At 44.0% G+C, this 21,540-nt stretch carries 21 protein-coding genes; 8 read left to right on the forward strand and 13 right to left on the reverse strand.

Annotation, left to right across the window (positions count from 1 at the left end; genetic code table 11):
• Nucleotides 1–129 precede the first annotated feature (129 nt).
• Nucleotides 130–1,125 (forward strand): GlxA family transcriptional regulator, encoded by a 996-nt coding sequence (locus FX988_RS12440; protein WP_160180226.1) that lies wholly within the window; start codon nucleotides 130–132, stop codon nucleotides 1,123–1,125.
• Here the strand turns inward: FX988_RS12440 and FX988_RS12445 are convergent.
• From FX988_RS12445 to FX988_RS12455, 3 genes are all read right to left on the reverse strand, one after another.
• Entirely contained in the window at nucleotides 1,122–2,498 is a 1,377-nt protein-coding gene (locus tag FX988_RS12445) for a vWA domain-containing protein (RefSeq protein WP_160180228.1), read from the reverse strand. The two genes, FX988_RS12440 and FX988_RS12445, sit on opposite strands and share 4 nt — an antisense overlap.
• Complete coding sequence (locus tag FX988_RS12450; RefSeq protein WP_160182171.1) at nucleotides 2,499–3,434, reverse strand: AAA family ATPase; 936 nt, start codon at nucleotides 3,432–3,434, stop codon at nucleotides 2,499–2,501.
• 378 nt (nucleotides 3,435–3,812) lie between these two features.
• Entirely contained in the window at nucleotides 3,813–4,241 is a 429-nt protein-coding gene (locus FX988_RS12455; protein ID WP_160180230.1) for an organic hydroperoxide resistance protein, read from the reverse strand.
• Nucleotides 4,242–4,370: 129 nt separating this feature from the next.
• Between FX988_RS12455 and FX988_RS12460 the strand changes: the two genes are divergently transcribed.
• Both FX988_RS12460 and FX988_RS12465 read left to right on the forward strand, forming a co-directional pair.
• The gene (locus FX988_RS12460) at nucleotides 4,371–4,811 is read left to right on the forward strand and encodes a MarR family winged helix-turn-helix transcriptional regulator (protein WP_160180232.1); all 441 of its coding nucleotides are present in this window, start codon (nucleotides 4,371–4,373) and stop codon (nucleotides 4,809–4,811) included.
• A gap of 103 nt (nucleotides 4,812–4,914) precedes the next feature.
• Nucleotides 4,915–6,186 carry a hypothetical protein gene (locus tag FX988_RS12465; protein WP_160180234.1) on the forward strand — a complete coding sequence of 424 codons (1,272 nt, stop codon included), beginning with the start codon at nucleotides 4,915–4,917 and terminating at the stop codon, nucleotides 6,184–6,186.
• Between the two features lie 99 nt (nucleotides 6,187–6,285).
• On the opposite strand, the gene FX988_RS12470 is transcribed toward FX988_RS12465, so the two are convergent.
• The gene (locus tag FX988_RS12470) at nucleotides 6,286–7,404 is read right to left on the reverse strand and encodes a nucleoside hydrolase (RefSeq protein WP_160180235.1); all 1,119 of its coding nucleotides are present in this window, start codon (nucleotides 7,402–7,404) and stop codon (nucleotides 6,286–6,288) included.
• A gap of 605 nt (nucleotides 7,405–8,009) precedes the next feature.
• Here FX988_RS12470 and FX988_RS12475 point away from each other — a divergent pair.
• A complete protein-coding gene (locus FX988_RS12475; RefSeq protein ID WP_160180237.1) occupies nucleotides 8,010–8,522 on the forward strand; it encodes a winged helix-turn-helix transcriptional regulator in 513 nt (170 codons plus the stop codon).
• A 24-nt stretch (nucleotides 8,523–8,546) separates the two neighbouring features.
• Here FX988_RS12475 and prmA read toward each other — a convergent pair whose 3' ends face one another.
• A complete protein-coding gene (prmA, locus tag FX988_RS12480; protein WP_160180239.1) occupies nucleotides 8,547–9,425 on the reverse strand; it encodes a 50S ribosomal protein L11 methyltransferase in 879 nt (292 codons plus the stop codon).
• Nucleotides 9,426–9,574: 149 nt separating this feature from the next.
• Between prmA and FX988_RS12485 the strand changes: the two genes are divergently transcribed.
• Nucleotides 9,575–10,924, forward strand: a complete 1,350-nt coding sequence (locus FX988_RS12485; RefSeq protein ID WP_160180241.1) for an MATE family efflux transporter — start codon at nucleotides 9,575–9,577, stop codon at nucleotides 10,922–10,924.
• A 55-nt stretch (nucleotides 10,925–10,979) separates the two neighbouring features.
• Here FX988_RS12485 and accC read toward each other — a convergent pair whose 3' ends face one another.
• The 3 genes from accC to aroQ are packed head-to-tail and all read right to left on the reverse strand — an operon-like array spanning nucleotide 10,980 to nucleotide 13,338.
• Nucleotides 10,980–12,329: an acetyl-CoA carboxylase biotin carboxylase subunit gene (gene accC / locus FX988_RS12490; RefSeq protein ID WP_160180243.1), complete on the reverse strand. Its 1,350-nt coding sequence runs from the start codon at nucleotides 12,327–12,329 to the stop codon at nucleotides 10,980–10,982.
• Between the two features lie 14 nt (nucleotides 12,330–12,343).
• Nucleotides 12,344–12,793 (reverse strand): acetyl-CoA carboxylase biotin carboxyl carrier protein, encoded by a 450-nt coding sequence (accB, locus tag FX988_RS12495; RefSeq protein WP_160180245.1) that lies wholly within the window; start codon nucleotides 12,791–12,793, stop codon nucleotides 12,344–12,346.
• A 59-nt stretch (nucleotides 12,794–12,852) separates the two neighbouring features.
• A complete protein-coding gene (gene aroQ / locus FX988_RS12500; RefSeq protein ID WP_160180246.1) occupies nucleotides 12,853–13,338 on the reverse strand; it encodes a type II 3-dehydroquinate dehydratase in 486 nt (161 codons plus the stop codon).
• A gap of 214 nt (nucleotides 13,339–13,552) precedes the next feature.
• Here aroQ and FX988_RS12505 point away from each other — a divergent pair, with 214 nt between their 5' ends.
• The gene (locus FX988_RS12505) at nucleotides 13,553–14,152 is read left to right on the forward strand and encodes an ACP phosphodiesterase (RefSeq protein ID WP_160180248.1); all 600 of its coding nucleotides are present in this window, start codon (nucleotides 13,553–13,555) and stop codon (nucleotides 14,150–14,152) included.
• A gap of 25 nt (nucleotides 14,153–14,177) precedes the next feature.
• Nucleotides 14,178–14,807, forward strand: a complete 630-nt coding sequence (upp, locus tag FX988_RS12510; RefSeq protein WP_160180250.1) for a uracil phosphoribosyltransferase — start codon at nucleotides 14,178–14,180, stop codon at nucleotides 14,805–14,807.
• A gap of 100 nt (nucleotides 14,808–14,907) precedes the next feature.
• Here the strand turns inward: upp and FX988_RS12515 are convergent, their stop codons facing one another.
• Together FX988_RS12515 and FX988_RS12520 are read right to left on the reverse strand one after the other, a co-directional pair.
• On the reverse strand, nucleotides 14,908–15,792 hold the full coding sequence (locus FX988_RS12515) for an alpha/beta hydrolase (RefSeq protein ID WP_160180252.1): 885 nt from the start codon (nucleotides 15,790–15,792) through the stop codon (nucleotides 14,908–14,910).
• 35 nt (nucleotides 15,793–15,827) lie between these two features.
• Nucleotides 15,828–17,618 carry a protein-disulfide reductase DsbD gene (locus tag FX988_RS12520; protein WP_160180253.1) on the reverse strand — a complete coding sequence of 597 codons (1,791 nt, stop codon included), beginning with the start codon at nucleotides 17,616–17,618 and terminating at the stop codon, nucleotides 15,828–15,830.
• Between the two features lie 258 nt (nucleotides 17,619–17,876).
• Here FX988_RS12520 and FX988_RS12525 point away from each other — a divergent pair, with 258 nt between their 5' ends.
• Nucleotides 17,877–18,380: an FxsA family protein gene (locus tag FX988_RS12525; protein WP_160180255.1), complete on the forward strand. Its 504-nt coding sequence runs from the start codon at nucleotides 17,877–17,879 to the stop codon at nucleotides 18,378–18,380.
• A gap of 134 nt (nucleotides 18,381–18,514) precedes the next feature.
• Here the strand turns inward: FX988_RS12525 and arcA are convergent, their stop codons facing one another.
• From arcA to FX988_RS12540, 3 genes are all read right to left on the reverse strand, one after another.
• Nucleotides 18,515–19,222, reverse strand: coding sequence for a two-component system response regulator ArcA (gene arcA / locus FX988_RS12530; RefSeq protein WP_006993490.1), 708 nt, complete (start codon nucleotides 19,220–19,222; stop codon nucleotides 18,515–18,517).
• Between the two features lie 219 nt (nucleotides 19,223–19,441).
• Nucleotides 19,442–21,085: a sensor histidine kinase gene (locus FX988_RS12535; protein WP_160180257.1), complete on the reverse strand. Its 1,644-nt coding sequence runs from the start codon at nucleotides 21,083–21,085 to the stop codon at nucleotides 19,442–19,444.
• Between the two features lie 112 nt (nucleotides 21,086–21,197).
• Nucleotides 21,198–21,539 (reverse strand): hypothetical protein, encoded by a 342-nt coding sequence (locus FX988_RS12540; RefSeq protein ID WP_160180259.1) that lies wholly within the window; start codon nucleotides 21,537–21,539, stop codon nucleotides 21,198–21,200.
• Between the last annotated feature and the right edge of the window lies 1 nt (nucleotide 21,540).

Consider the following 21,540-nt stretch of genomic DNA (forward strand, 5'->3'; position numbering starts at 1 on the left):
AATGAATAGCCACCACATATACTGCTGCATCACACTACTGTACGCCCCTTAGGCCACATTGTATTTAGTGCAAAATGCCACTTAATATGGCATAAGTGCCATATTGAAAACCTATAAACGGAGTAAAAAGTGTCATCAGCGAAGTGGCGGGTCGCATTACTGATATTCAACGGCGCTTGGGCGTCAACCGTGTATGGCTCTTTGGAACTTTTCCACAGTGTCAACTTACGTCAACCGAAAGATAAGCAGTTTCATTGCGAGTTAGTCAGTGCAAATAGCCAACCGATACAACTTTATGGGGGGCAAACGATTCAAAGTGACGCAGTGATTGGTGATGAACCCTATGACTTGATTATGCTGGCGCACTATTGGGGCGATTTTCAAGATCTTATTGAGCAATACCCGACAATACCACCTTGGCTTGTGCAACAACATGCAAGCGGTGCCCGTATTGCCGGTGTTAACAGTGGTATTTTTTGGGCGGCACAAGCGGGACTGCTCGATGGCGGACGCGCCACAACCTATTGGCGCCATTTGCGTGAGTTTGAATTGCGTTACCCAAAGGTGCAGTGGCAAGCCAACCAAGCTAGTGTTGAGCACTCGAGAATTTACAGCTCAAATGGCCAAAACGCATCGATGGATCTCAGTTTACACCTTGTGGAGAAATTTTGTGGCGCCTCGATTGCCGCAGGTTTAGCCAGAGACATAAGTTTTGATAGTCGCCGCACCTATGATTTGAATTTGATTAACATTGCAGGATTTCGTCAACACCGTGATATTGGTATTCACCGTGCACAAGATTGGCTAGACGAGCATTTTACCCAAAGTATTGAACTGCAACACCTTGCCAATCAAATAGGCATGAGTAAGCGCACCTTTATTCGCCGCTTTCAAAAAGCAACCGGCGAGCTGCCCTCACGCTATTTACAGCGATTGCGTATAGAAGCAGCTAAACATCGCTTGGGGAACACCCAAGACAGCATAAAAACCATTGGTATGGGGGTGGGCTATCGAGACATTAGCTCGTTTTCGAAAGTATTTAAGTCTTTGGCGGATGTTACCCCGAGAGAATATCGCCAGCGATTGCGCCCTTCTGGGGTGAAGCATATCGACAACGACGTTTAAGCATATTTGAGGATCCGGCTGAATATCCCTTCAATATCGTTTAGGCTGCGACAAGGCTCAACGCTACTACACCAAGGCGAATACTGGGCCATAATTGAATCCCCTGTGTCCCAGCTGTTGCGTTGCTCTGGGTTTAGCCACAGTACCCGTTTACTTTGGCGATAGACCTTTTGCCAAATATCGGGGCGCCCATCCCCTTGGTTATTGCGCGCATCTCCGAGCATAATGATCGTGGTTTTTTGGTCGATATGAGTTAGCGCCTGCTCCTGAAAATTCATTAGTGCTTGGCCGTAATCAGTCGACAGGCCGCCCCAACATTGCATTATTTTTTCCAGTGCGGATTCTATCTCTTCTTGTTGTAATAGCGTGGTGACTTCAATCATATCTGAGGCAAATACATAAGAGCGTACTTTGGGGATAACGTCTTGCAGTGAATATAAGAACAATAACAAGAAGCGCGCCACGCGGCTGACCGAACCACTGACATCACAAATCACCATGATTTTAGGTCGCTCTACGCGCGTTGCCTTCCAGCGAGTGTGAAACAAGGCACCATCAAACGCTGCATTTGCCGCAATAGTTTTACGAACATCTAATTGCCCCCGCTTGCGGGTTAAGCGCCTTCGACTGTGTTGGGTGGCGAGTTTGCGCGCCGCTTTTTGCACTAAGCGCTGCATGAGTGCGTAATCGGTATGCTCAAGTTGACTTAATTTTGCTTGCTGTAGATGATCTTCGCGAAACTTAGCACCCTTGTGCCGAGCAAAAATAAGGTACTGCTGCTCCACATAATCTTTCACTTGCTCAAGCAAACGCGCGCGGGCTTGAGTAAGCTGTTCTTGCAGTCTTTTTTGTTCAGGGCTATCCACGATTGCGCGAATTTCAGTGTTTAATTCATCTCCCCCAAGACGTTGCATTATTTTGTATGCGAAGTGATTTTTCTGGGTAAATAACACGATAGAAGACAGATTTTCGGCTTTTGCAGCTTGTGCAATTGCTAACGCCATATCTTGTTGTTGTAAGAGTGACAGCCCCAATTCAGAACTAGCAATAGCTGCCGACCCGTCTTTTGCCTCAGCACTTTCTTGGTTTTGACTTTGGCTTTGCTGCTTGTCTGTCGCTTCTAGCGACTCGAGTGTATTATCGCCGTTCGCATGCGCATTTTCGATATGCGCAAAATACAACTCAAACAATTCGTGGTACGTGGCTTGGTCTTGGTGACGCTTCACTAACGTGAGCGCCAATACAGATTTGGCGGTTGCTCGCGACTCAAGCCCTAACAACTCAATCGCCTTTATCGCATCTAACGATTCGGCTGGGGATATGGGTAAACCCGCTTCACGCAATGCACCAATAAAATCAGCGATAAAACGCACTTAAGCCACACCTTTGAGCAAATTGGTGATCTCTGGCTCGACCAATTCGATATCATCCTGAAATTTTAGCAGCAGGTTAAGCGTTTCTTTAACCCAGTGCGGGTCTAGCTCTTCTACGTTTAAAAGCAGTAGCGCTTTCGCCCAATCAATCGTTTCGCTTACCGCTGGGGATTTCTTCAGAGGCATGTCGCGTAGCTTGGCAATCAGCGTCACGATTTGTTCTCGCAATTGAGTGTCCAGGTTATCCACTTGCGCAGCCAAAATACGACTTTCCAGCTCAGTGTCGGGGAAGGGAATATACAAGTGTAAACAACGACGCTTCAAGGCATCCCCGAGCTCGCGAGTGTTGTTACTCGTTAGCATCACGATGGGCGTTGAACGCGCTTTTACCGTGCCGATTTCGGGTATAGACACCTGATAATCTGACAATAACTCCAGTAAAAAAGCCTCAAATTCTTGATCTGCCTTGTCAATTTCATCCACCAGCAATACAGCGCCTTCTTCGCTTTGCAATGCTTGTAACAGGGGTCTAGGTTCAAGAAAATCTTGTGAATAAAAAATATCACCAAAATCATGTAATCGGGCGATGGACTCATCCAACCCCCGCGCGCCCCTAAGTACATCCCCTAACTGCTCTTTTAGCACTTGGGTATACAATAATTGCTTGCCGTACTTCCATTCGTATAAGGCTTTTGACTCATCGAGTCCTTCGTAGCACTGCATGCGAATTAGCGGCGTATTCAAATAGGCAGCGGTTATTTTGGCGAGTTCTGTTTTCCCTACACCAGGCGGCCCTTCTATCAAAATAGGCTTTTGTAAGTGACACGCTAAGTAGATGGCCGTCGCCACAGAGGGGCTGCAAATGTAGCCTAAGGCCTCGAACTGACGTTGAATCACCTGTGGAGAAGCAATTTTTTCTTGGTGTTTTATGATCACAAATAGCTGATGCTCTGAAGAGGTAATCACCCATTATTCGTGCAAGGCTCAAGCAAATGCAAATCGTTATGACTGTTGATGCGCAATCAATTAGTTTAATAGTTAGGCAAAACGTAAACATGAAATAAGCGTTGTAAATCCGCTTAATATCATTAATTTGAACGGGAAATGTGCTGCGTCATTAATAGATAATAAGGAAAAACGCTATGGACCAACTGTGGTTTTTAATACCTGTGACGGTGTTTGTGCTTGGCAGTATTTGGATGGCCTCGAGACTAAAACACGACGACACTCTAAATGATCATAAAGACGGATTGGAATAGCGTATTTTTTTAAGCCAGCTAATAAAAGCTGGCTTATTATTGCTGCGTTTCAGTACTAAATAACTGAAATTTCCACTTCGATATTGCCACGGGTGGCATTTGAATAAGGGCACACTTGATGCGCTTTATCGACCAAAGCTTGGGCCTGGCTTTTGTCCATGTCCCCTAGTGATACAGCCAGCTTTGCGGCAATACCAAAACCATTTTCAATCGCCCCAATAGATACCTCTGAATTAATGTACACATCACTAGGCAAGGCAATTTTGGCTTGGCCGGCCACCGCTTTTAATGCGCCGATAAAACACGCGGCATAACCCGCAGCAAATAGTTGCTCAGGATTTGTGCCCTGCCCGTCATCACCACCTAACCCTTTCGGCGTAGATAGCGTTACATCTAAACGGCCATCATCAGATTTTGCTGAACCTGCTCGGCCCCCTGTTGCAGTGGCTTTTGCTGTGTATGCGACATTTTGTAATACGTTCATAAGACTCTCCGGTGTAAGCGCTATATTGAAATATAGCGATGAATTTATTTTGCATACAAAATATTAGATCGGAAATTTACGCTTTGCAAATAATTTGCATGCAAATTAAAATACACTTAGAGGTAACTTATGTCGTTTGAAAACTTACAATTAAAAAATCAGCTATGCCATCGCTTATATATGGCGTCAAATAATATCGCCCGTGCCTATCGCGAGCCTTTACAGGCACTGAATCTGACCTATCCGCAATATGTAGTGATGATGGCGTTATGGGAAAAGGACGGGATCACCATCGCCCAACTCATCGAGCAAACCGCTATCGATGGTGGCGCGATGACGCAAATTTTGAAAAAAATGGCCGACAAAAATCTGCTTAGCATCATTAGAGATGAGCAAGATAAGCGAAAACGAGTGATAAAGCTCAGTGACGCGGGCCAAGTGTTGAAGCTTGAAGCCGCGGATATCCCAGATAAAGTGTTGTGTCAGTTTCCATCAATCACCCCGTCACAGGGCAAACAGCTAATGGATTTACTTGATTTGGTTGTGGCCTCATCATCCTCAGACGAGTAACAAAAACACTTTATCTCTGCTAAAAATAGCAGGAAATAGCTATAAATTTCAGATACTAAAGGGGTAAACTCAATTTACACTTTTTTAGATTGAGTAGATATTCGTGCAACAGGCATTAACTTATTTAGGCACCCTTGATGATGTGGTGCAGCGTTACCCTTGGAATATAGAAATAGGCCTGCAGCAGTTTAATCAGATGCTGATCCGTAAAGCCCTATTGGGCGAAAAAATCATTATCAATGATGGTTACTTGCTTAATCATCCGTTTGCGCGCCAAGCATTGCTCAACCCCACTTCCTCCCCACTCAAAGCCTTAATAGAAGCAAACTTTGTACAGGTAATGTCACGTAGCGGCTCATTGTTAGACGTGGCCGAGAAAATGGCCGCTCAAGGCGTAGAGAGCTTTCAAGCCTTGCAAAAAAGTGCTGAATGGCCTGATTTACAGCGCATGCTTAAGCAATGGGAGCCAGGTTTACAACGCATCGAAAACTTCATTCCTTGGCCTAAAAAACACATTAGCCACGGCTTCGACAATATGCTCGGGCGTAGCCGTCATTTACAGGTTGAAACCCTCGGCATGGCTGCTGTGTCTAACGATGACTTTCAGCGGGTATTCGATTTGTATACTGCGAAAAACAAAACCGACAAAGAAGCGACGCGCACCCGCTGGGAGCAAGCGTGTTTGAGTATTTTGGGTGATGCGCCTGATGCCAAAGCAAAAATAAATGAGTTAATGGGGTTGGCCACCGAGGCTTACCATTACAACTTTGCTGTGTGCTTAAGCTCTCAGTTTAGTGAACGAAAAATTTTGGTCGAGACACGCTATAGCCGCGCATTCGCAGATTTAATTCAACTCGGACAACCAACTGAATCTGAATTAGTGGATATCCCTTCTATTCAAATACCGCAAAAGCTTTCGTTTGACCGCCCACAACTATGGAAAGAGTTGGTCGACCCCTTCAGTGATGTAGCGGCGGTGCAAAAAGAATATCAAGACGTGATGGATCAGTTTTTTGCAGGTCAGGCCAACGCTAAATTGGTTGAAGAGGTGTCGTTAAAATACTCTAAAGCCTTATCGGCACATTTTGAAAATGACGAACAAGATGGCGGCATAAAAAAAGTCGCCTTAAGCATCGGCTTCTTAGGCCTAGGTTTGGTCGCCGGTGGGCCTGTGACTGCAGGCCTGCTATGGCTAGCAGAAAACAGCTTACTGCCCACGGTTACCCGAGTCTTCAAGCTGCGTGATAAAGGTTTTTTCAAAAAACAAAGCACTGCTCAGCCAATGGATTTAAGCCGCAAGAATACCCTAAGCTCGGTGTCTATATCCCTACCATTGGCTGAAAAGCTAGCCAAAGACATACCTGACTTTAATTAGCTAGGTGGCAGCTAACTTGAAGCCTGAATAAGTGTTATAGGCATAGGGTTGCATTGACTCCCTAGCGTGTGCTCCTTTATGCCTAAACACATTTACCGCTTATATCGCTTCGTTTTTCGACGAGTCTTGGATATTCAAAATTTCAATAAGTGCATCAAACGCCCTTTGTGGTTGAGTATGGCGACAGATTTTAACTGCTGGGTTATCACCACCTATGCGGGTGATCCCGAACGTAGCAGGATCATAGTGAGAACGCGCAAAGCCAGCCTCTGTCATGCTCGGCATACTCGAGTCTGCCCATTTATCTCCCGCTGAGACTTTGTCATGCTCAACCCATACTGATTGCATATCACCTTGGCATAACTCTGGCTCAACCACCACAAGCGCCGCCAACACATCCCAAAAATAGTATTCTTTTGATTCAATAAACCAGTCGTTGTCATCTAGTACTTTATCCCAAAACTCTGCGGCTTGTGTTTTAACCTGCGACTTAAAACGTTTGGCGTATTCAGGCGTCACCATCACTTGGTTAGTTAAGTCTAACCCCACAACTTCTACCGGCAGAGATGATGCAAATACGATGTCTGCTGCGACTGCATCCACATAAATATTCCACTCGGCTTTTTTGTTGGGATGATCGCCGGTAAAACCAGGCACTATGATATTCCCTGGCGCGTCAAAGCCGCCACCCATCATGACCAACCGCGACACCTTCGGCATATCTTCTGGATACTTCTGCAACCACTGGGCGATGTTAGTTAAGCTACCAGCGCTAAGTAACACCACTTGTTCGTCTTGTTCACTAAGTAGTTGATGGATCAAGTCAACAGAGTCCAGCTCTGTGGGCTTACGATCAGTTATAGGCACTGGCACCCCTGACAAAGTATCAGCCTGCTGACGCCACGGAGCAGGAAAGGCAAAATAACCGTCCATTGGAAAGTCGTTTCCACAGGTAAATGGCACATCGGGAGAGTTTGATAACGCCAGCAAACCCGGAATATTCGCCATGTTATCCGCGCAGTGTCCCTCACCAACACCATTAGAGGTGACCCCAAGTAATTCAATCTGAGGGTGGTTCGCAACCACCAGCATGGCAGACCAGTCGTCTATCCCCATATCCGTGTCATAAATGACCTTTTCAGCAGATACAGCGGAACAAAAAATAGAAAATACGACAAGCATTGACGCGTTTGATAAGCGGGAAAAACGTTGGAACATCTAAATACCAGTTACTAATAATGAAAGGAGCGCAAATGTAGCAAAATCAGCACCACATTTCTCTTAATAAACAACCCTTTAAATTCAGTGGGTTACCACCCTGCATGAAATCCAATCAGTACAATTTAATGCAACATAGAATCTATCTTGCACCATTTTGTGCATCACAGGAGTTCACCCAAAGTATCGAAATTGATGGAATCGACAGAAACATATCTATTGATCCTTTTCTTCAGGCAGGCGTAAGAAGTCGTCATAGGAAATTTTGAAACAGCGCTTACGTACTCTTATTCCATATGTAGCGAATGTTGAATACATCTAACAAAATAGAAGTAAATCACTGTAAATTGATAAAAAGCAGTTATTTTCACTAGTATTCTGATTTTCTTACATTCATATTTGCTATAGCAATTTAAAATTTTTGTCACAATGAATACTTTTTAAATGCTGGTTGGTCTACTAAACATAACGCTACATAAGCGAAATAATTGGCCACCTAGTTCAGTTTTAATATTCACGTGAAAACGCAGTATGTCGATATTTCATTTTCTTTATTCATCGCTAGCGCGCACGAGTAAGGTATTAAAAGGTAAAATTTCCATATCATGAAGTGGAATCAAATTAACGAACAAACATGCTCTATTGCTCGCTCTGTATCTATATTCGGTGACCGCTGGACATTGCTTATTCTCAGAGATATTTTTTGGAATGTAACAAAGTTTTCCGAATTACAGAAATCGCTAGGGATCACTAAGCATCGCCTGTCTGACCGCTTAAATCGTTTAGTCGAATCAGGAGTGTTATACAAAGCCTTATACGATGAAAAGCGACAACATTTTGAATATAAATTAACAGAGAAAGGTAGTGATCTATATCCTATCATACTGGCCATTGCCCACTGGGGAGACAAATGGGAAGTGGACAGTGACGGGCCGCCGGTAAATTATTTTCACTCTACTTGTGGAAAAAAAGGCATTCCATATATTGCCTGCGCTGAGTGCGGTGAAGAGCTTAATATTGCCAACACCTCAGGTGAAATTGGTACAGGTATCTTGAATAAGGTGAAAAGAGGAGAGGAAACCGGCCTAAAAATTGAAATTTACGCCGGTAATACGTAGGGATTCACTTTGGTGTAAGAGAAGCTATTTTCGCGTACCAGACACCCTTGCCCATTCACCTTCTATTGCTATTGGCTCCATATTGAAATCTTGACTGTATAGGTTATTTATATCTTCTGCTTGTTCAGCCAATATCCCCGAAAGCACGAGTTTTCCACCCGGTTTACAATACCCAGTAATGACTTCACGCAGGTCGCGTAGTGGCCCGGCAAGAATATTCGCGAGTACCACATCAGCCATTAATTCAGGTTGATGTTGGGGCAAATACAACTCAATTTTATCGCCTATTTGGTTACGATCCGCATTAGTTTGGCTTGATAGAAGTGCTTGAGGGTCTATGTCGATACCCACCACTCGCTCAGCGCCCAGTTTAATAGCAGCAATGCCTAATATTCCTGAGCCACATCCAAAATCAACCACCAATTTATCGCTTAATTCAAGAGCATCTAACCAACGTAAACAAAGGGCAGTCGTTGGGTGGGTACCGGTTCCGAATGCTAATCCAGGATCGAGCATCACATTCACTGCCGTTGGGTCTGGCACCTCGCGCCAGCTTGGGCAAATCCATAATCGTTCGCCAAAGCGCATCGGATGAAAGTTGTCCATCCATTCACGTTCCCAATCTTTGTCTTCTAATTGATCAAGTTTATGGGGAAAACCAACACCCAATACTTTTGATTTGCTGATTCTTGCAATAACACCATCCATATCATGGTCTGCTTCATATAAGCCAACGACTTGCGTCTCTGGCCACAACATGACTTCGCCCGGCTTGGGTTCGTACATGGGAGTATCTTTGGCGTCAACAAAGGTAACAGCTTGCGCGCCATTGGCGCTTAGCATGTCGCCTACTTGCTCCGCATGTTCGGCTTTTGTGTCGATGATGAGTTGGATCCAAGGCATATCAGGTCTTATCAATTAGCAAAGAAGTCAGTATAACATTAGTTATTTATAGGGTTGTGCGTAAACTATCTTTGTAAGGCAATTCGATAAAGCTTTCATTCTCAAAAACGGCTGTTTTGAGGTTACTCGTTAACTATTTTGGAGATATTTTGGCCCCTTCTCGTGATTTACTGACTCCCCCTGTTTATAAAGTGTTGTCTCGTCTTACCTTACCTATGATCCTCGGTATTATTGCCGTGTTGTCTGTTTCTTTAATTGATACCTACTTTGTCAGTCAATTAGGCACAGACTACCTCGCCGCTTTGTCATTTAGTTTTCCGGTAACGATGAGCATCTCTAGCTTGGCAATTGGATTGGGGGTGGGCGCTGCGTCTGCCGTTTCTCGCGCGGTAGGTGCCAATAATAAAGAACAAGCCAAGCGATTATCTACTGATAGCCTATTACTGGGCATAACGGTCGTGATGGTGGTCGCGGTAGTAGGTTATATCTACGTTAAGCCATTACTTAGCGTACTTGGCGCAAAGGGCGACGTTCTGGAACTCGGTGCACGCTATATGCGCATTTGGTTTATTTCTGTACCCTTTTTGGTGGTCCCCATGATCGCCAACGCCCTAGTTCGTTGCGTAGGTGATGCCTTTTGGCCTAGCTTAATGATGATAGGCTCTGCATTGGTCAATATTGTGGCCACCCCTATTTTGATTTTTGGTTGGGGCGTGATCCCAGCTTTTGACATTGAAGGGGCCGCATACGGCACCTTGTTTGCTCAAATACTTACCCTGTTCGCATCCTTAGCAATACTCATAATCCGCGAGAAGCTGCTGAGCTTTCACCTTCCGAGTAAAGAACAACTGCTTGAGTCATGGCGCTATTTATTGTCTATTGCAGTGCCCGCCTCAGCAGGCAATATGGTCAATCCTTTATCTATTGCTATTGTGACTGCCATTGTCGCTTGGTTTGGTGAAAAGTCCGTCGCGGCGTTTGGTTTAGCCACCCGAGTGGAGTTTTTTGCCGTTATTCCCATGTTAGCTTTGTCTTCTGCTATTGGTCCCCTTGCTGGGCAAAATTGGGGCGCAGGCCAAACACACAGAATAACGGAAGGGCTTAAAATCAGTTACTGGGTGTGTGTCGCATGGGCAATATTGCTAAGTGTCTTTCTTTGGTTTTTCGGGCCTTTTATTGTCGCAGGTTTTACGGATGACAATGAAGTTTCCCAGTTGGCGCTTATTTATCTGCGCATTATTCCCATGAGTGTTTGGGGCTATGGCATCGTCATAGTGGCTGCGGCAGCGTTTAATGCCATTGGCAAAGCCAAGATGGGCTTGGGCTACTATGTGGTTCGCTCTGCATTGTTTTACGTGCCCTTGTCTTGGGTCGGTGCCCTATATGCAAAAGCAGATTACGTCTTTGTGGGCATCGCCCTGGCGAATGTTATTTCCGGTATTTTAGTGGCTTGGTACTCGTTACGGTATTTAAAGCAACTCAAACTAATACCAAACTAAGCACGCAAAAAAAAAGAGTGCCGAAGCACTCTCTCGTCATAACACTTTACGAAGATTAATGACCGCCTAGGCCTAACTTCTTCTCAAGGTAATGTATATTCGCACCGCCAGCAGCAAAGGCTTCATCTGCCATAATACGCTGCTGTAGTGGGATATTAGTTTTGATTCCTTCAATAACCAACTCACCCAATGCATGTTGCATTCTGGCGATGGCGACTTCACGCGTCTCACCGTAAGTGATCAACTTACCAATCATAGAATCATAGTTTGGCGGTACAGAGTAACCAGCATAAATATGTGAATCCCAACGCACCCCTAAACCACCTGGTGGGTGAAACATATTGATTTTACCCGGGCTTGGTATAAACGTATCTGGGTCTTCAGCATTAATACGGCACTCAATAGCATGCCCACGAACCTGAATCTGGTCTTGAGAAATCGTCAACTTTTGACCATCTGCGATGCGCAGTTGTTCTTTTATCAAATCGACCCCTGTAATCATCTCTGATACTGGGTGCTCAACCTGAATACGGGTGTTCATTTCAATGAAATAAAACTCACCATTTTCGAACAAGAATTCAAATGTTCCCGCTCCACGATACCCGATATCGATACACGCTTGGCAACAACGTGCACCAATTTTGGCACGCATTTCTTCACTAATACCAGGGGCTGGGGCTTCTTCTACCACTTTCTGGTGACGGCGTTGCATTGAACAATCACGCTCACCTAAATGAATAGCATTGCCTTGGCCGTCTGCAAGCACTTGAATTTCGACGTGACGTGGGTTTTCAAGGAATTTTTCCATGTAAACCACATCGTTGTTAAATGCTGCTGCGGCTTCACCTTTGGTCGCTGCGATCGAACCAATCAATTCAGCTTCATTGCGCACAACGCGCATACCACGACCACCACCGCCGCCAGCCGCTTTAACAATAATAGGGTAACCAATTTCTTTGGCTAACTTCTTATTACGCGCTTCGTCGTCATTTAGAGGGCCATCAGAACCGGGAACACAAGGTACGCCAGCCGCCTTCATTGATTTAATGGCCGAGACTTTGTCGCCCATCAAATTAATGGTTTCTGCTTTTGGACCAATAAAAATGAAGCCGCTGCGCTCAACTGCTTCAGCAAAATCAGCATTTTCCGCTAAAAAGCCGTAACCAGGGTGAATAGCCACTGAGTTAGTGACTTCTGCTGCTGCAATAATACGTGGAATGTTCAGGTAACTTTCGGTCGCAGATGGCTTACCAATACAAATGGTTTCATCGGCCAAAAGCACGTGTTTCAAACTTTCATCAGCGGTGGAATGCACAGCGACAGTCTTGATGCCTAGCTCTTTACAGGCGCGCAAGATGCGAAGTGCAATTTCACCACGATTGGCAATCAGTACTTTATCAAGCATTTTCAGTAACCTGCTTATTCAATGATGAATAGGGGTTGATCGAATTCAACCGGCTCTTGGTTGTCGACTAATATCTCTTTGATCACACCCGCTTTGTCCGACTCGATTTGGTTCATCATCTTCATTGCTTCGATGATGCACAAAGTATCGCCCACTTTTACGCTTTGACCTACTTCAGCAAATGGTTTTGAACCAGGAGAAGATGAACGGTAGAAGGTGCCAACCATAGGCGATTTAACACGGTGCCCGCTAGTTTCAGCAGCAACTGGTGCTGATGGTGCTTCAGCTACTGGCGCTAAAGGTGCTGGTGCAGCTTGTTGAATTGGCGCAGAGTATTGTACTTGCGCAGCCGGCTGGCCACTACGATGAATGCGTACAGACTCTTCACCCTCAGTGATTTCTAATTCAGAAATTCCTGATTCTTCTACTAACTCAATGAGTTTCTTTATTTTACGTATATCCATGATGTTATCTCTTTTTGATTTGTATACATAAGCGACCGGTAGCACACCGACCACGGCAACTAATTCGTTAAACTTTGCACATATTGCTGTGCTGCATTAAGCGCAAAGGCGTAGCCTTGCTCACCCAAACCACAAATAACACCAACAGCAACATCAGAAAGATATGAATGATGGCGGAAGGGTTCGCGTGCATGCACATTAGATAAATGCACTTCAATAAAAGGAATTGAAACACTTAATAATGCATCACGTAAGGCGACGCTTGTGTGGGTAAAGGCCCCTGGATTGATAATAATGAAGTCAATTTTTTGATAAGCATTGTGAATAGCATCAATTAACTCATGCTCAGCATTAGATTGAACATGACTGATCGTCACGCCCATATCGCCCGCTTGCGTTTGTAAAGTATCAACAATATCTTGTAGGCTGCGTGAGCCATAGACTTCAGGTTCACGTTTGCCCAACATATTGAGGTTGGGACCATTAATTAATAAAACTTTCAAGAATACGCCGCTATCTTCGTTAAAATGATAATTATCTTTCATTATTAGCAAATAAGTATCTGATTAGCGACTATTTTCGTCGAAATTCTTTACTCATTGCACTTAATTGAGGCCATTATAGAGCTAACTTACAAATTAGCAGCAAAATACTGGTCTTATCAGCGAAGATTGCCCCAAAGTTTGCGTATTTAATCTTCACGCTAGGTATATTTATCGCTTGTTTGACGCCAAGGTAATATCAGGGTCAAATATGTGCATGAATTACATCGCTCATCTGCACCTTGCTCAACATACGAAAACCAGTCTGGTTGGTAACTTTTTAGGCGACTTTATTAAAGGCAGCGCCTTGGGTGATTTGCCATCGGATCTGCAGCACGGTGTGCGCTTGCACCGCCAAATTGATACCTACACAGATACCCACCCTCGCGTACTGGCTTTAAAGCAGCAGTTTCCTAAATCTATACGCCGTTATTCAGGCATAGTGCTAGATATCTATTTTGATTATCTGCTGATGCAACACTGGCAACAATTTTCTGCAGTAAACGTCAAAAAGCACACCCTGTTTAACCAGTTTTATCATGACTTAGCATTATTGCATCAAGACATTAGCCCGCATTTTACTCGAGTGAAAACGGGGCTGTTGCGCCACCAATGGCTAGACGATTATGAACAGCTTGAAGCCTGCTCTCGCGCCATGCAAACCGTTGAGAAACGCTTTACTCGCCCCACTGAGTTCGCACAACGAGCCATGGACTTTATTCATGAAAATTCAGTTGCCTTGCAACAGTCTTTTTTACACTTTTATCCAGATTTACTTGGGCACAGTGCGTTGTTTGCCAGTAAACTTATTAAATAGATCTATTTCACGTTCGAGGTAACTTGTGTCAGTTAAAGAAATCAACCACCCCTTAGTACAACATAAATTAGGCTTAATGCGCGAAGCGGGTATTAGTAGTAAGAACTTTAGAGAGCTTGCTAGTGAAGTAGGCAACCTGCTGACCTACGAAGCGACCCGCGAATTAGAAACCGAGACGGTCAACATTAATGGCTGGAATGACGAACCTATCAAGGTAAAGAAAATTAAGGGCAAGAAAATCACCATAGTCCCTATTTTGCGTGCAGGCCTTGGCATGTTAGATGGCGTAATGCAGCTTATTCCTAATGCTAAGGTGAGTGTGGTGGGCTTATATCGTGATGAAGAAACTCTGCAGCCCGTCGCCTATTTTGACAAAGTGGTGAAAGACGTTGATGCGCGCACAGCGCTGATTGTTGATCCTATGTTAGCCACAGGGGGCACATTAATCGCTACCATCGATTTGCTCAAAGAAAAAGGCTGTCAGCATATCATGGGATTGTTTTTGGTCGCGGCACCTGAAGGTATTGAAGCGGTGATCAGCAAGCATCCAGATGTGGACATTTACACAGCAGCGGTAGATGAAAAACTTAATGAACATGGTTATATTTTGCCTGGTCTAGGCGATGCTGGTGACAAAATATTTGGCACTCGGTAACGTTTAAAATGGGCTAGCGGCAATGGACCTAACCATTGCCCTAATAATCCAGCCGTATTTAATCAGCGCTTCATTTCCCTCAGCCCTTTGAATATCCGTTTTAAAGTGTATCGACCAACCAATCAACCGTTTGCTTAATTAGCCGTTCGTCATAATTACGATTCTGCTCAAATGTGTTGAATATATGATCGGCACCCTGAATGACCCGCGCTTCTGCAACGGCCGATGAGGTTAAAGGAAATAAATGTTTTTCAATGGGTTGCACGTAATCTTCACTGCCTCGAATTGACAGCAGAGCGCCTTGATACGCACTCACATTGTGATAAATATCATGGCCCATCATCCCCAACACATGCTCTTTGGTTACTGTCAGTGTTTCCCATGTGGGTACTTTCACCTCACCTGATTCGAGTACTTCACGCATTTGTTCAGGTGATAAAATACTTTGTCCCACTAATGCTGGGTCGCCTGCACTTGACCAAAGAACCACACTATTAATATCGGCTGGGTGCAACCCCATTAACTTTATTGCCGTTGCTCCGCCAAGGCTAAATCCCACCACACCTGTGGGAATATCAGGATATTGCAGGCGTAAAAAGGCCAGCCCTGCCTCAGCATCTACAACTCGGGACGCAAACGTGCTAGTTAAGCGAAAGCCATTTTTTGCCCCTTCGCTTTCACCGCGTATATTAATTCTCAGCGACGCTATCTGATGGCTAGCTAGCTGAGCCGCTAGGCGTTTGTACATATCACCCACTTCATTCATATTTCCTGCCCAACCATGAATGAGTAACACGCTGGCCTTTGGTTGAGTATTGTCCTGACCTTGTCTCTGACCTTGTCCTTGGGCTTGTGTATAGGTCGCTTGCATCGAGTTGGCTAGGGTGATCACGCGCTCTGATACGATGTTAGCGCTTGCAGTAAAGCACACCACAAAGAGCAACAACACACTGGCAAACGGTTTAATCATGGGGTGGGGTAACAACTATTCATTCCTTGTTAAATGCGCTACTTCCAAGGTTATAAAATGCTTTTAGCGTGGGCGGCAAAAGCAGGCGCTTGCATAAAGCCAGTCACCCGAGATCCATTGATTTCATTGCCTTGGGTATCAAAGAACAAAATAGTAGGAAGACCCAAGATGGAAAAATGCTCTTGAAATGCAATATTGGTTGCTGTGTTATCGGTTAAGTCAATTTGCATCCACACTGTATTACTTAGAGCATCAACCACTTGCGCATCAGGAAAGGTATACTTTTCAAATTCCTTACATGCCACACACCAATCTGCATATAAGTCGACCATGACGGTTTTACCTTGGGCATTAGCCACAGCTAACTTCTGCTCAAAGTCTTTTAGGTCTTTAACGACTAAAAAGGTAGGGTGGCTTTGCTGATCATGACTGGTATTTGTTAGCGTCTGGGGGAAAAGTGTTTGATAACCATACATAGCAGATGCAAATAGGCCGATAAAAATAACGAGTGCACGTATTCCTTTGGCAAAGCTGACGTGGCTAGCTTGGTTCATTACATAAAAATAGCTAAAAGTCACTAAACCTAACAGCGACCATAGTATGTCCGTTATCAGGTGATTGACTAAGCGTTCCACGAACATTAACGCCACAGCAAGCATCATAAAACCAAACGTCACTTTGATTATGTTCATCCACGCGCCCGCTTTAGGTAGTAACTTTCCACCCGTTATACCAAATAATATTAGCGGTATACCCATCCCCAAGCTTAATGCATACAAGGCACTGAAACCCAGTAGCAAATCACCACTTTGTGCGATATACAATAGAATCCCAGTTAAGGGCGCGGTGGTGCATGGCGACGCAACCAAGCCCGATATTGCCCCCATGAGCAATACACCGAAATAGCTGCCACTTTTCTGTTTATTACTCATACCATTGAGCTTTTCTTGCCAGCGAGAAGGCAATTGCAATTCATAGGCGCCAAACATGACCATTGCGAGTAATACAAAAATTACGATCAGCACGCCTAAAATGATTGGGTGTTGTAGTGCGGCCTGAAATTTCACACCCGCTGATGCCACAACTAAACCAAGCAAAGAATAAGTGAGCGCCATACCTTGTACGTACACAAAGGACAAAATAAATGCCCGCGAGGTGCTTATTCCCTTCCCTTGACCGATCACAATACCCGATAAAATCGGATACATAGGAAATACGCATGGGGTAAAGGCCAAACCAACACCCAATGCCAAGAAGATTAATAACACCCAAACCAGGCTTTGTTCACCTGTCAGTAAATCGGCTAATTCGAATTGCTGAGAGACAGATTTACCAGCCGTGCTGTTTGCGCCGATTAACGTAGATTCGCCGCCTGCGGCAGTTTGTGTTCCACTCACAGCGTTTAAATAAACGACTTGTGTGGTCGGGGGGTAACATAAGCCTGCTTCGGCGCAGCCTTGATAGCGGATTTTAACCGCTGAATCATCACTTGATTGTAAAATTGGATACGACACGGAAACGCTGTGATGATAAACCTCTTGGGGCTCATCAAAAAACTCATCTTCCTTCATTTCCCCTTTCGGAAAAGTAGGCTCACCTAAGGTGGCATTTTTAGAAACAGCTTTAAATTGTTGCTGGTAAAGATAATAGTCGTCAGCTATGTCCCATGTCACGATAAGTTCGTTACCGTTTTGCACGTAATCGAACACAAAAGCCTGATCTACCTTTAAAAACTCAGGTTCATTGCTAAATAAAGAATCAAAAGCATTGTCTTGGCCTAAACTAGATAGCGACCACAAAGACAGACTTAATAGCAGGAAAAACGATTGTATTAACTTCATTAAAAACGACTTCTTTATTTCAGTACAACTGTAGAACTAGAATAAGGGAATACCATCAACAATGCATTAGGCATCCACCAATAGGCCAATATAGACCTTATCAGAGCGTGATGTCTTTCAAAAATACGATAATCAATCACAGCTTACCACTAAGTGGTGCAGCAATGAGCAGTTGCCATACTTTGTAACACTGTTACCCTTGGTTATCGGCCTTTCGACGCCATTATATTCATTCATATCGTAATTAAAGAGACAGTTTTGGGTAAATTATTTTTATTGTTCGTTTTGCTACCAATCATCGAAATATCACTGTTAATCAGTGTTGGCGAGCAAATTGGTGGCTGGAATACAGTCGCAATCGTGGTCGCAACAGCGATGATAGGCTCTTACTTGGTTCGCCAGCAAGGCATCAGCACGCTGATTCATGCACAACAAAAAATGCAGCAAGGCACTATTCCCGGCCAAGAAGTTGCCGAGGGATTACTATTGGTAATCGCTGGGGTTATGTTGGTTACCCCAGGTTTTGTTACAGATGCATTAGGCTTTTTATTTTGTTTACCCATGACACGCCCGCTTATTGCCAAAGGGTTATTGGCCAAACTATCGGTTCAGGTCATTAATCAAGCACAAGGCGGCTTCAGTGGCCAGCCAGGTCAAGGATTTGGGCAACGGCCCTCTTCAAACGACGATATCATTGAAGGTGAATATGAACGCAAAGATGATAAAAAAGCGGATACGGAAAAACTAAACAAACCGGATTGATGCGATACCAATTCCATTAAATAATTGGTATTAGTTGCGAAGTTGGACTGCAAAACCAGCCAAGCTGAAAAAACATAAAAAAAAGCGGCCTGATGAGCCGCTTTTCGTTACATCTGAACTGAGATAAAACTGACCTATACGTCTACTGTGCCGCAGAAGCGATAGCCTTCACCGTGAATAGTCACGATCAACTCGTCAGCATTCACCTCTGATTCGAAGTGCTTACGAATACGTCGAATCGTTACATCAACTGTGCGGTCATTAGGGCGTAATTCACGTCCGGTCATTTCCATGATCAACTGTTCACGTGTCAATATCTTGCCTGGGTTGCTCAAGAATAAATGCAATGCGCGGAATTCACTACGAGGTAGTCTAAACTCTTTCTTGCTAGGCGAAATCAAGCTACGGCTGTCGCCATCTAGCGTCCAACCATTGAAACTTACACGACTGGGTAAGTCATCATCTTCTGCGTTATTCAAAGTACGCGTTAGCAAGTTTCTTGCTCTGATGGTTAGTTCCCGCGGATTAAAAGGCTTAGTTAAATAATCATCAGCGCCAATTTCAAGACCCAATATACGGTCTACATCGTTGTCGCGCCCAGTTAAAAATATCAAACCGATATTTTTACGATCACGCACTTCGCGAGCCAAAATCAAACCGTTTTTACCCGGAAGATTGATATCCATGATCACTAGGTTGATTGCGTGATTTTCAAAAAACTCATGCATTTCACTGCCATTCTCGGCTTCAAATACATTGTAGCCTTCTGCTTCAAACAGGCTTTTGAGTGTTGTTCTGGTAACAACTTCATCTTCTACAATTAAAATATTGGGCGTCAGCATCGTTTTCACACCATGTTAAAAAATATGGATAAAAGTTTATCAGAAAATATCTAAAAATCAGGGTTTTATCTAGATTAAATTTTAACTAGTGCAAACAACCCACCTAACTCGGCATTTATGCCCAATGTTTAGGGACTTGCGTACAACACATTGAAGATATTTTCCAGTACGAAAGTGATGTGGGGATAAAACGCCAAAAAGCAAACATTAAATATGCGCTTAATTCAAATGTGGCGCGCTCAGGGTGGCTTTCTTAACCGGGAAGACTATGGTGAATTCCACCCCATGCCCTTCTTCACTATTCAACGAAATAGAACCATTTAGTGCCTGCGTTACTAGGTTATAAACAAGATGCATACCGAGTCCACTTCCCCCCTGCCCTCGTTTGGTTGTCACAAACGGATCAAAAATACGTTTGCGCAGGTACTCAGGAATGCCTGAGCCATCATCGGTAAACAGCACACTGATTTTTTTATCTGCAATCAGTGCCACCTTTATATTAATCACACCTTGGTCTTTGTGTTCAAAACCGTGAATAATGGAATTCATGATCAAATTAATGATAATTTGATTGATCGGACCCGCTTTCGATTCGACATATAAATGTTCTGGGCAGTCGATATTAATTACATGCTTCATGCTTTTTAACTTAGGTCGCATAGAAAGCAGTATTTCATCCATCAACTTGGAGAATGAAAAAACACGGTCAATTTCTGAAGATTGGTCCACCGCAACTTGTTTAAAGCTTGATATCAGTTCGGCAGCTCGGTTCAAGTTGCGGTAAATGATATTCAGGTTTTCCTGCCCTTCTGAAATGAATTTAGAAAGAGAGCTCGCTTTTAAGGTTTTATTTTCGAAGTCTTTTTCCATCGTGGCTAAACGGTCGAGCATCATGGTGGATGCTGTGACACCCAGCCCAATGGGTGTGTTTACTTCGTGAGCAACCCCTGCCACCATGTCCCCCAACGAAGCCATTTTTTCATTTTGGACCATTTGACGCTGGAATTGATGAAGTTTTTCCAATGTTTGAATTAACTCACTGTTCGCTTCTTTTAAGGCGAGGGTGCGCTGTGTGACCTTTTCTTCAAGGCTAACATTTAGGCGCCTATGCTCTTCTTCAGCTTCGTTTTGGCGCTGCATGTGCTCTTGAGTACGTTGCATCATGGCGTTAAAAGCATCACTGAGAATATCTAATTCTTTGATGCTACTGGGCTTAGCCCGTCCTGAATAATCTTTATGCCGAGAAATACGTTGTACTAAATGCGCGAGGTTACGGATAGGCGCAGTGATGGTATTTTGTAGCTTCAACGTTAATAAAAAGCACAACAACAGAGATAGCAACAATACCCCTACGGCGATCCCAATAGAGCGAGAAATCAAACGTTCAAGACCATCGGCAGATGCGCGTACATAGGTGTATCCGAGTAATTCTCCATTATCGCGCTTTATTTCGCGGATCATTTCTACTGTGCTGCCGTCAATTGTCGGCTCTGATAGTGAATCAACACGATCAAATTTTGCATTTACGGGTGCTACGCCATCTTTATTGTAGCTTGCAAAAAACTCTAACTTGTCGTTCTCAACAAATCGGTAAATGTGTACATTCTCTAGGATATCAGACGCGCTAAGGGTGCTAAGGTTGCGTTCTTCATTGAAATTGAGTTCATCTTCGATGGTTGCAACCGCATTGCGGCTGATCAGTTCAGAGAATATATTGACGTTGTTTATCAGTTGCACTCGATAGCTACTGATTTGGCCGTATAAATTGATACTTGTTGCCATAAGCAATGCTAACGATGTAATCGCCATCACAACCCAAATAATCAGGCTTTTAATCGACAAAAAATTACTTTTAGCATGCATATATAGTGAAAATTGGACCCTAACTAAGCCTATCTTCCATATTGAGCTAAACCAGTTAAAAATGAAACAGTTAATCGCATATGAAGAGGCTTTTATTATCCTCACTGTGTTTCTATTTACGTATCAAGCGCAGCAATTCTGATTCTGACAAATCCCAATCACCAGCCAATCGACGCAGAGACACCAGTAATTTTGGGCGGCTTAACTCCTCCTCAGAGGCGCCACGTATTCCAGCAACATCGGACAAGCAAAGGCACACCATATCACCGGTTTTGACACTTAAACCTGCAATATCAATAGGTGATTTTTTATAGAGTAAATGTGGGCACATTTCGCTACGTGCTTTTGATTGCAAGCATAGCTCAGGCACGGCCTGCGCAGTAGTGCAAAATAACAGACTAATGAGTATTCCACGAAGCATCAAAATACTGGACTTACGAGCCATTAAGCTCATG

Source organism: Paraglaciecola mesophila, assembly GCF_009906955.1.
Lineage (GTDB): Bacteria > Pseudomonadota > Gammaproteobacteria > Enterobacterales > Alteromonadaceae > Paraglaciecola > Paraglaciecola mesophila_A.

Excerpts from the sequence above, each read along its gene's own strand:
- accB (WP_160180245.1), bottom strand. The coding sequence starts at position 12,793 with ATGGATATACGTAAAATAAAGAAACTCATTGAGTTAGTAGAAGAATCA.
- prmA (WP_160180239.1), bottom strand. The coding sequence starts at position 9,425 with ATGCCTTGGATCCAACTCATCATCGACACAAAAGCCGAACATGCGGAG.
- FX988_RS12505 (WP_160180248.1), top strand. The coding sequence starts at position 13,553 with ATGAATTACATCGCTCATCTGCACCTTGCTCAACATACGAAAACCAGT.
- FX988_RS12535 (WP_160180257.1), bottom strand. The coding sequence starts at position 21,085 with ATGCATGCTAAAAGTAATTTTTTGTCGATTAAAAGCCTGATTATTTGG.
- arcA (WP_006993490.1), bottom strand. The coding sequence starts at position 19,222 with ATGCTGACGCCCAATATTTTAATTGTAGAAGATGAAGTTGTTACCAGA.
- FX988_RS12520 (WP_160180253.1), bottom strand. The coding sequence starts at position 17,618 with ATGAAGTTAATACAATCGTTTTTCCTGCTATTAAGTCTGTCTTTGTGG.
- FX988_RS12460 (WP_160180232.1), top strand. The coding sequence starts at position 4,371 with ATGTCGTTTGAAAACTTACAATTAAAAAATCAGCTATGCCATCGCTTA.
- accC (WP_160180243.1), bottom strand. The coding sequence starts at position 12,329 with ATGCTTGATAAAGTACTGATTGCCAATCGTGGTGAAATTGCACTTCGC.
- FX988_RS12475 (WP_160180237.1), top strand. The coding sequence starts at position 8,010 with ATGAAGTGGAATCAAATTAACGAACAAACATGCTCTATTGCTCGCTCT.
- FX988_RS12470 (WP_160180235.1), bottom strand. The coding sequence starts at position 7,404 with ATGTTCCAACGTTTTTCCCGCTTATCAAACGCGTCAATGCTTGTCGTA.
- aroQ (WP_160180246.1), bottom strand. The coding sequence starts at position 13,338 with ATGAAAGATAATTATCATTTTAACGAAGATAGCGGCGTATTCTTGAAA.
- FX988_RS12540 (WP_160180259.1), bottom strand. The coding sequence starts at position 21,539 with ATGAGCTTAATGGCTCGTAAGTCCAGTATTTTGATGCTTCGTGGAATA.
- FX988_RS12455 (WP_160180230.1), bottom strand. The coding sequence starts at position 4,241 with ATGAACGTATTACAAAATGTCGCATACACAGCAAAAGCCACTGCAACA.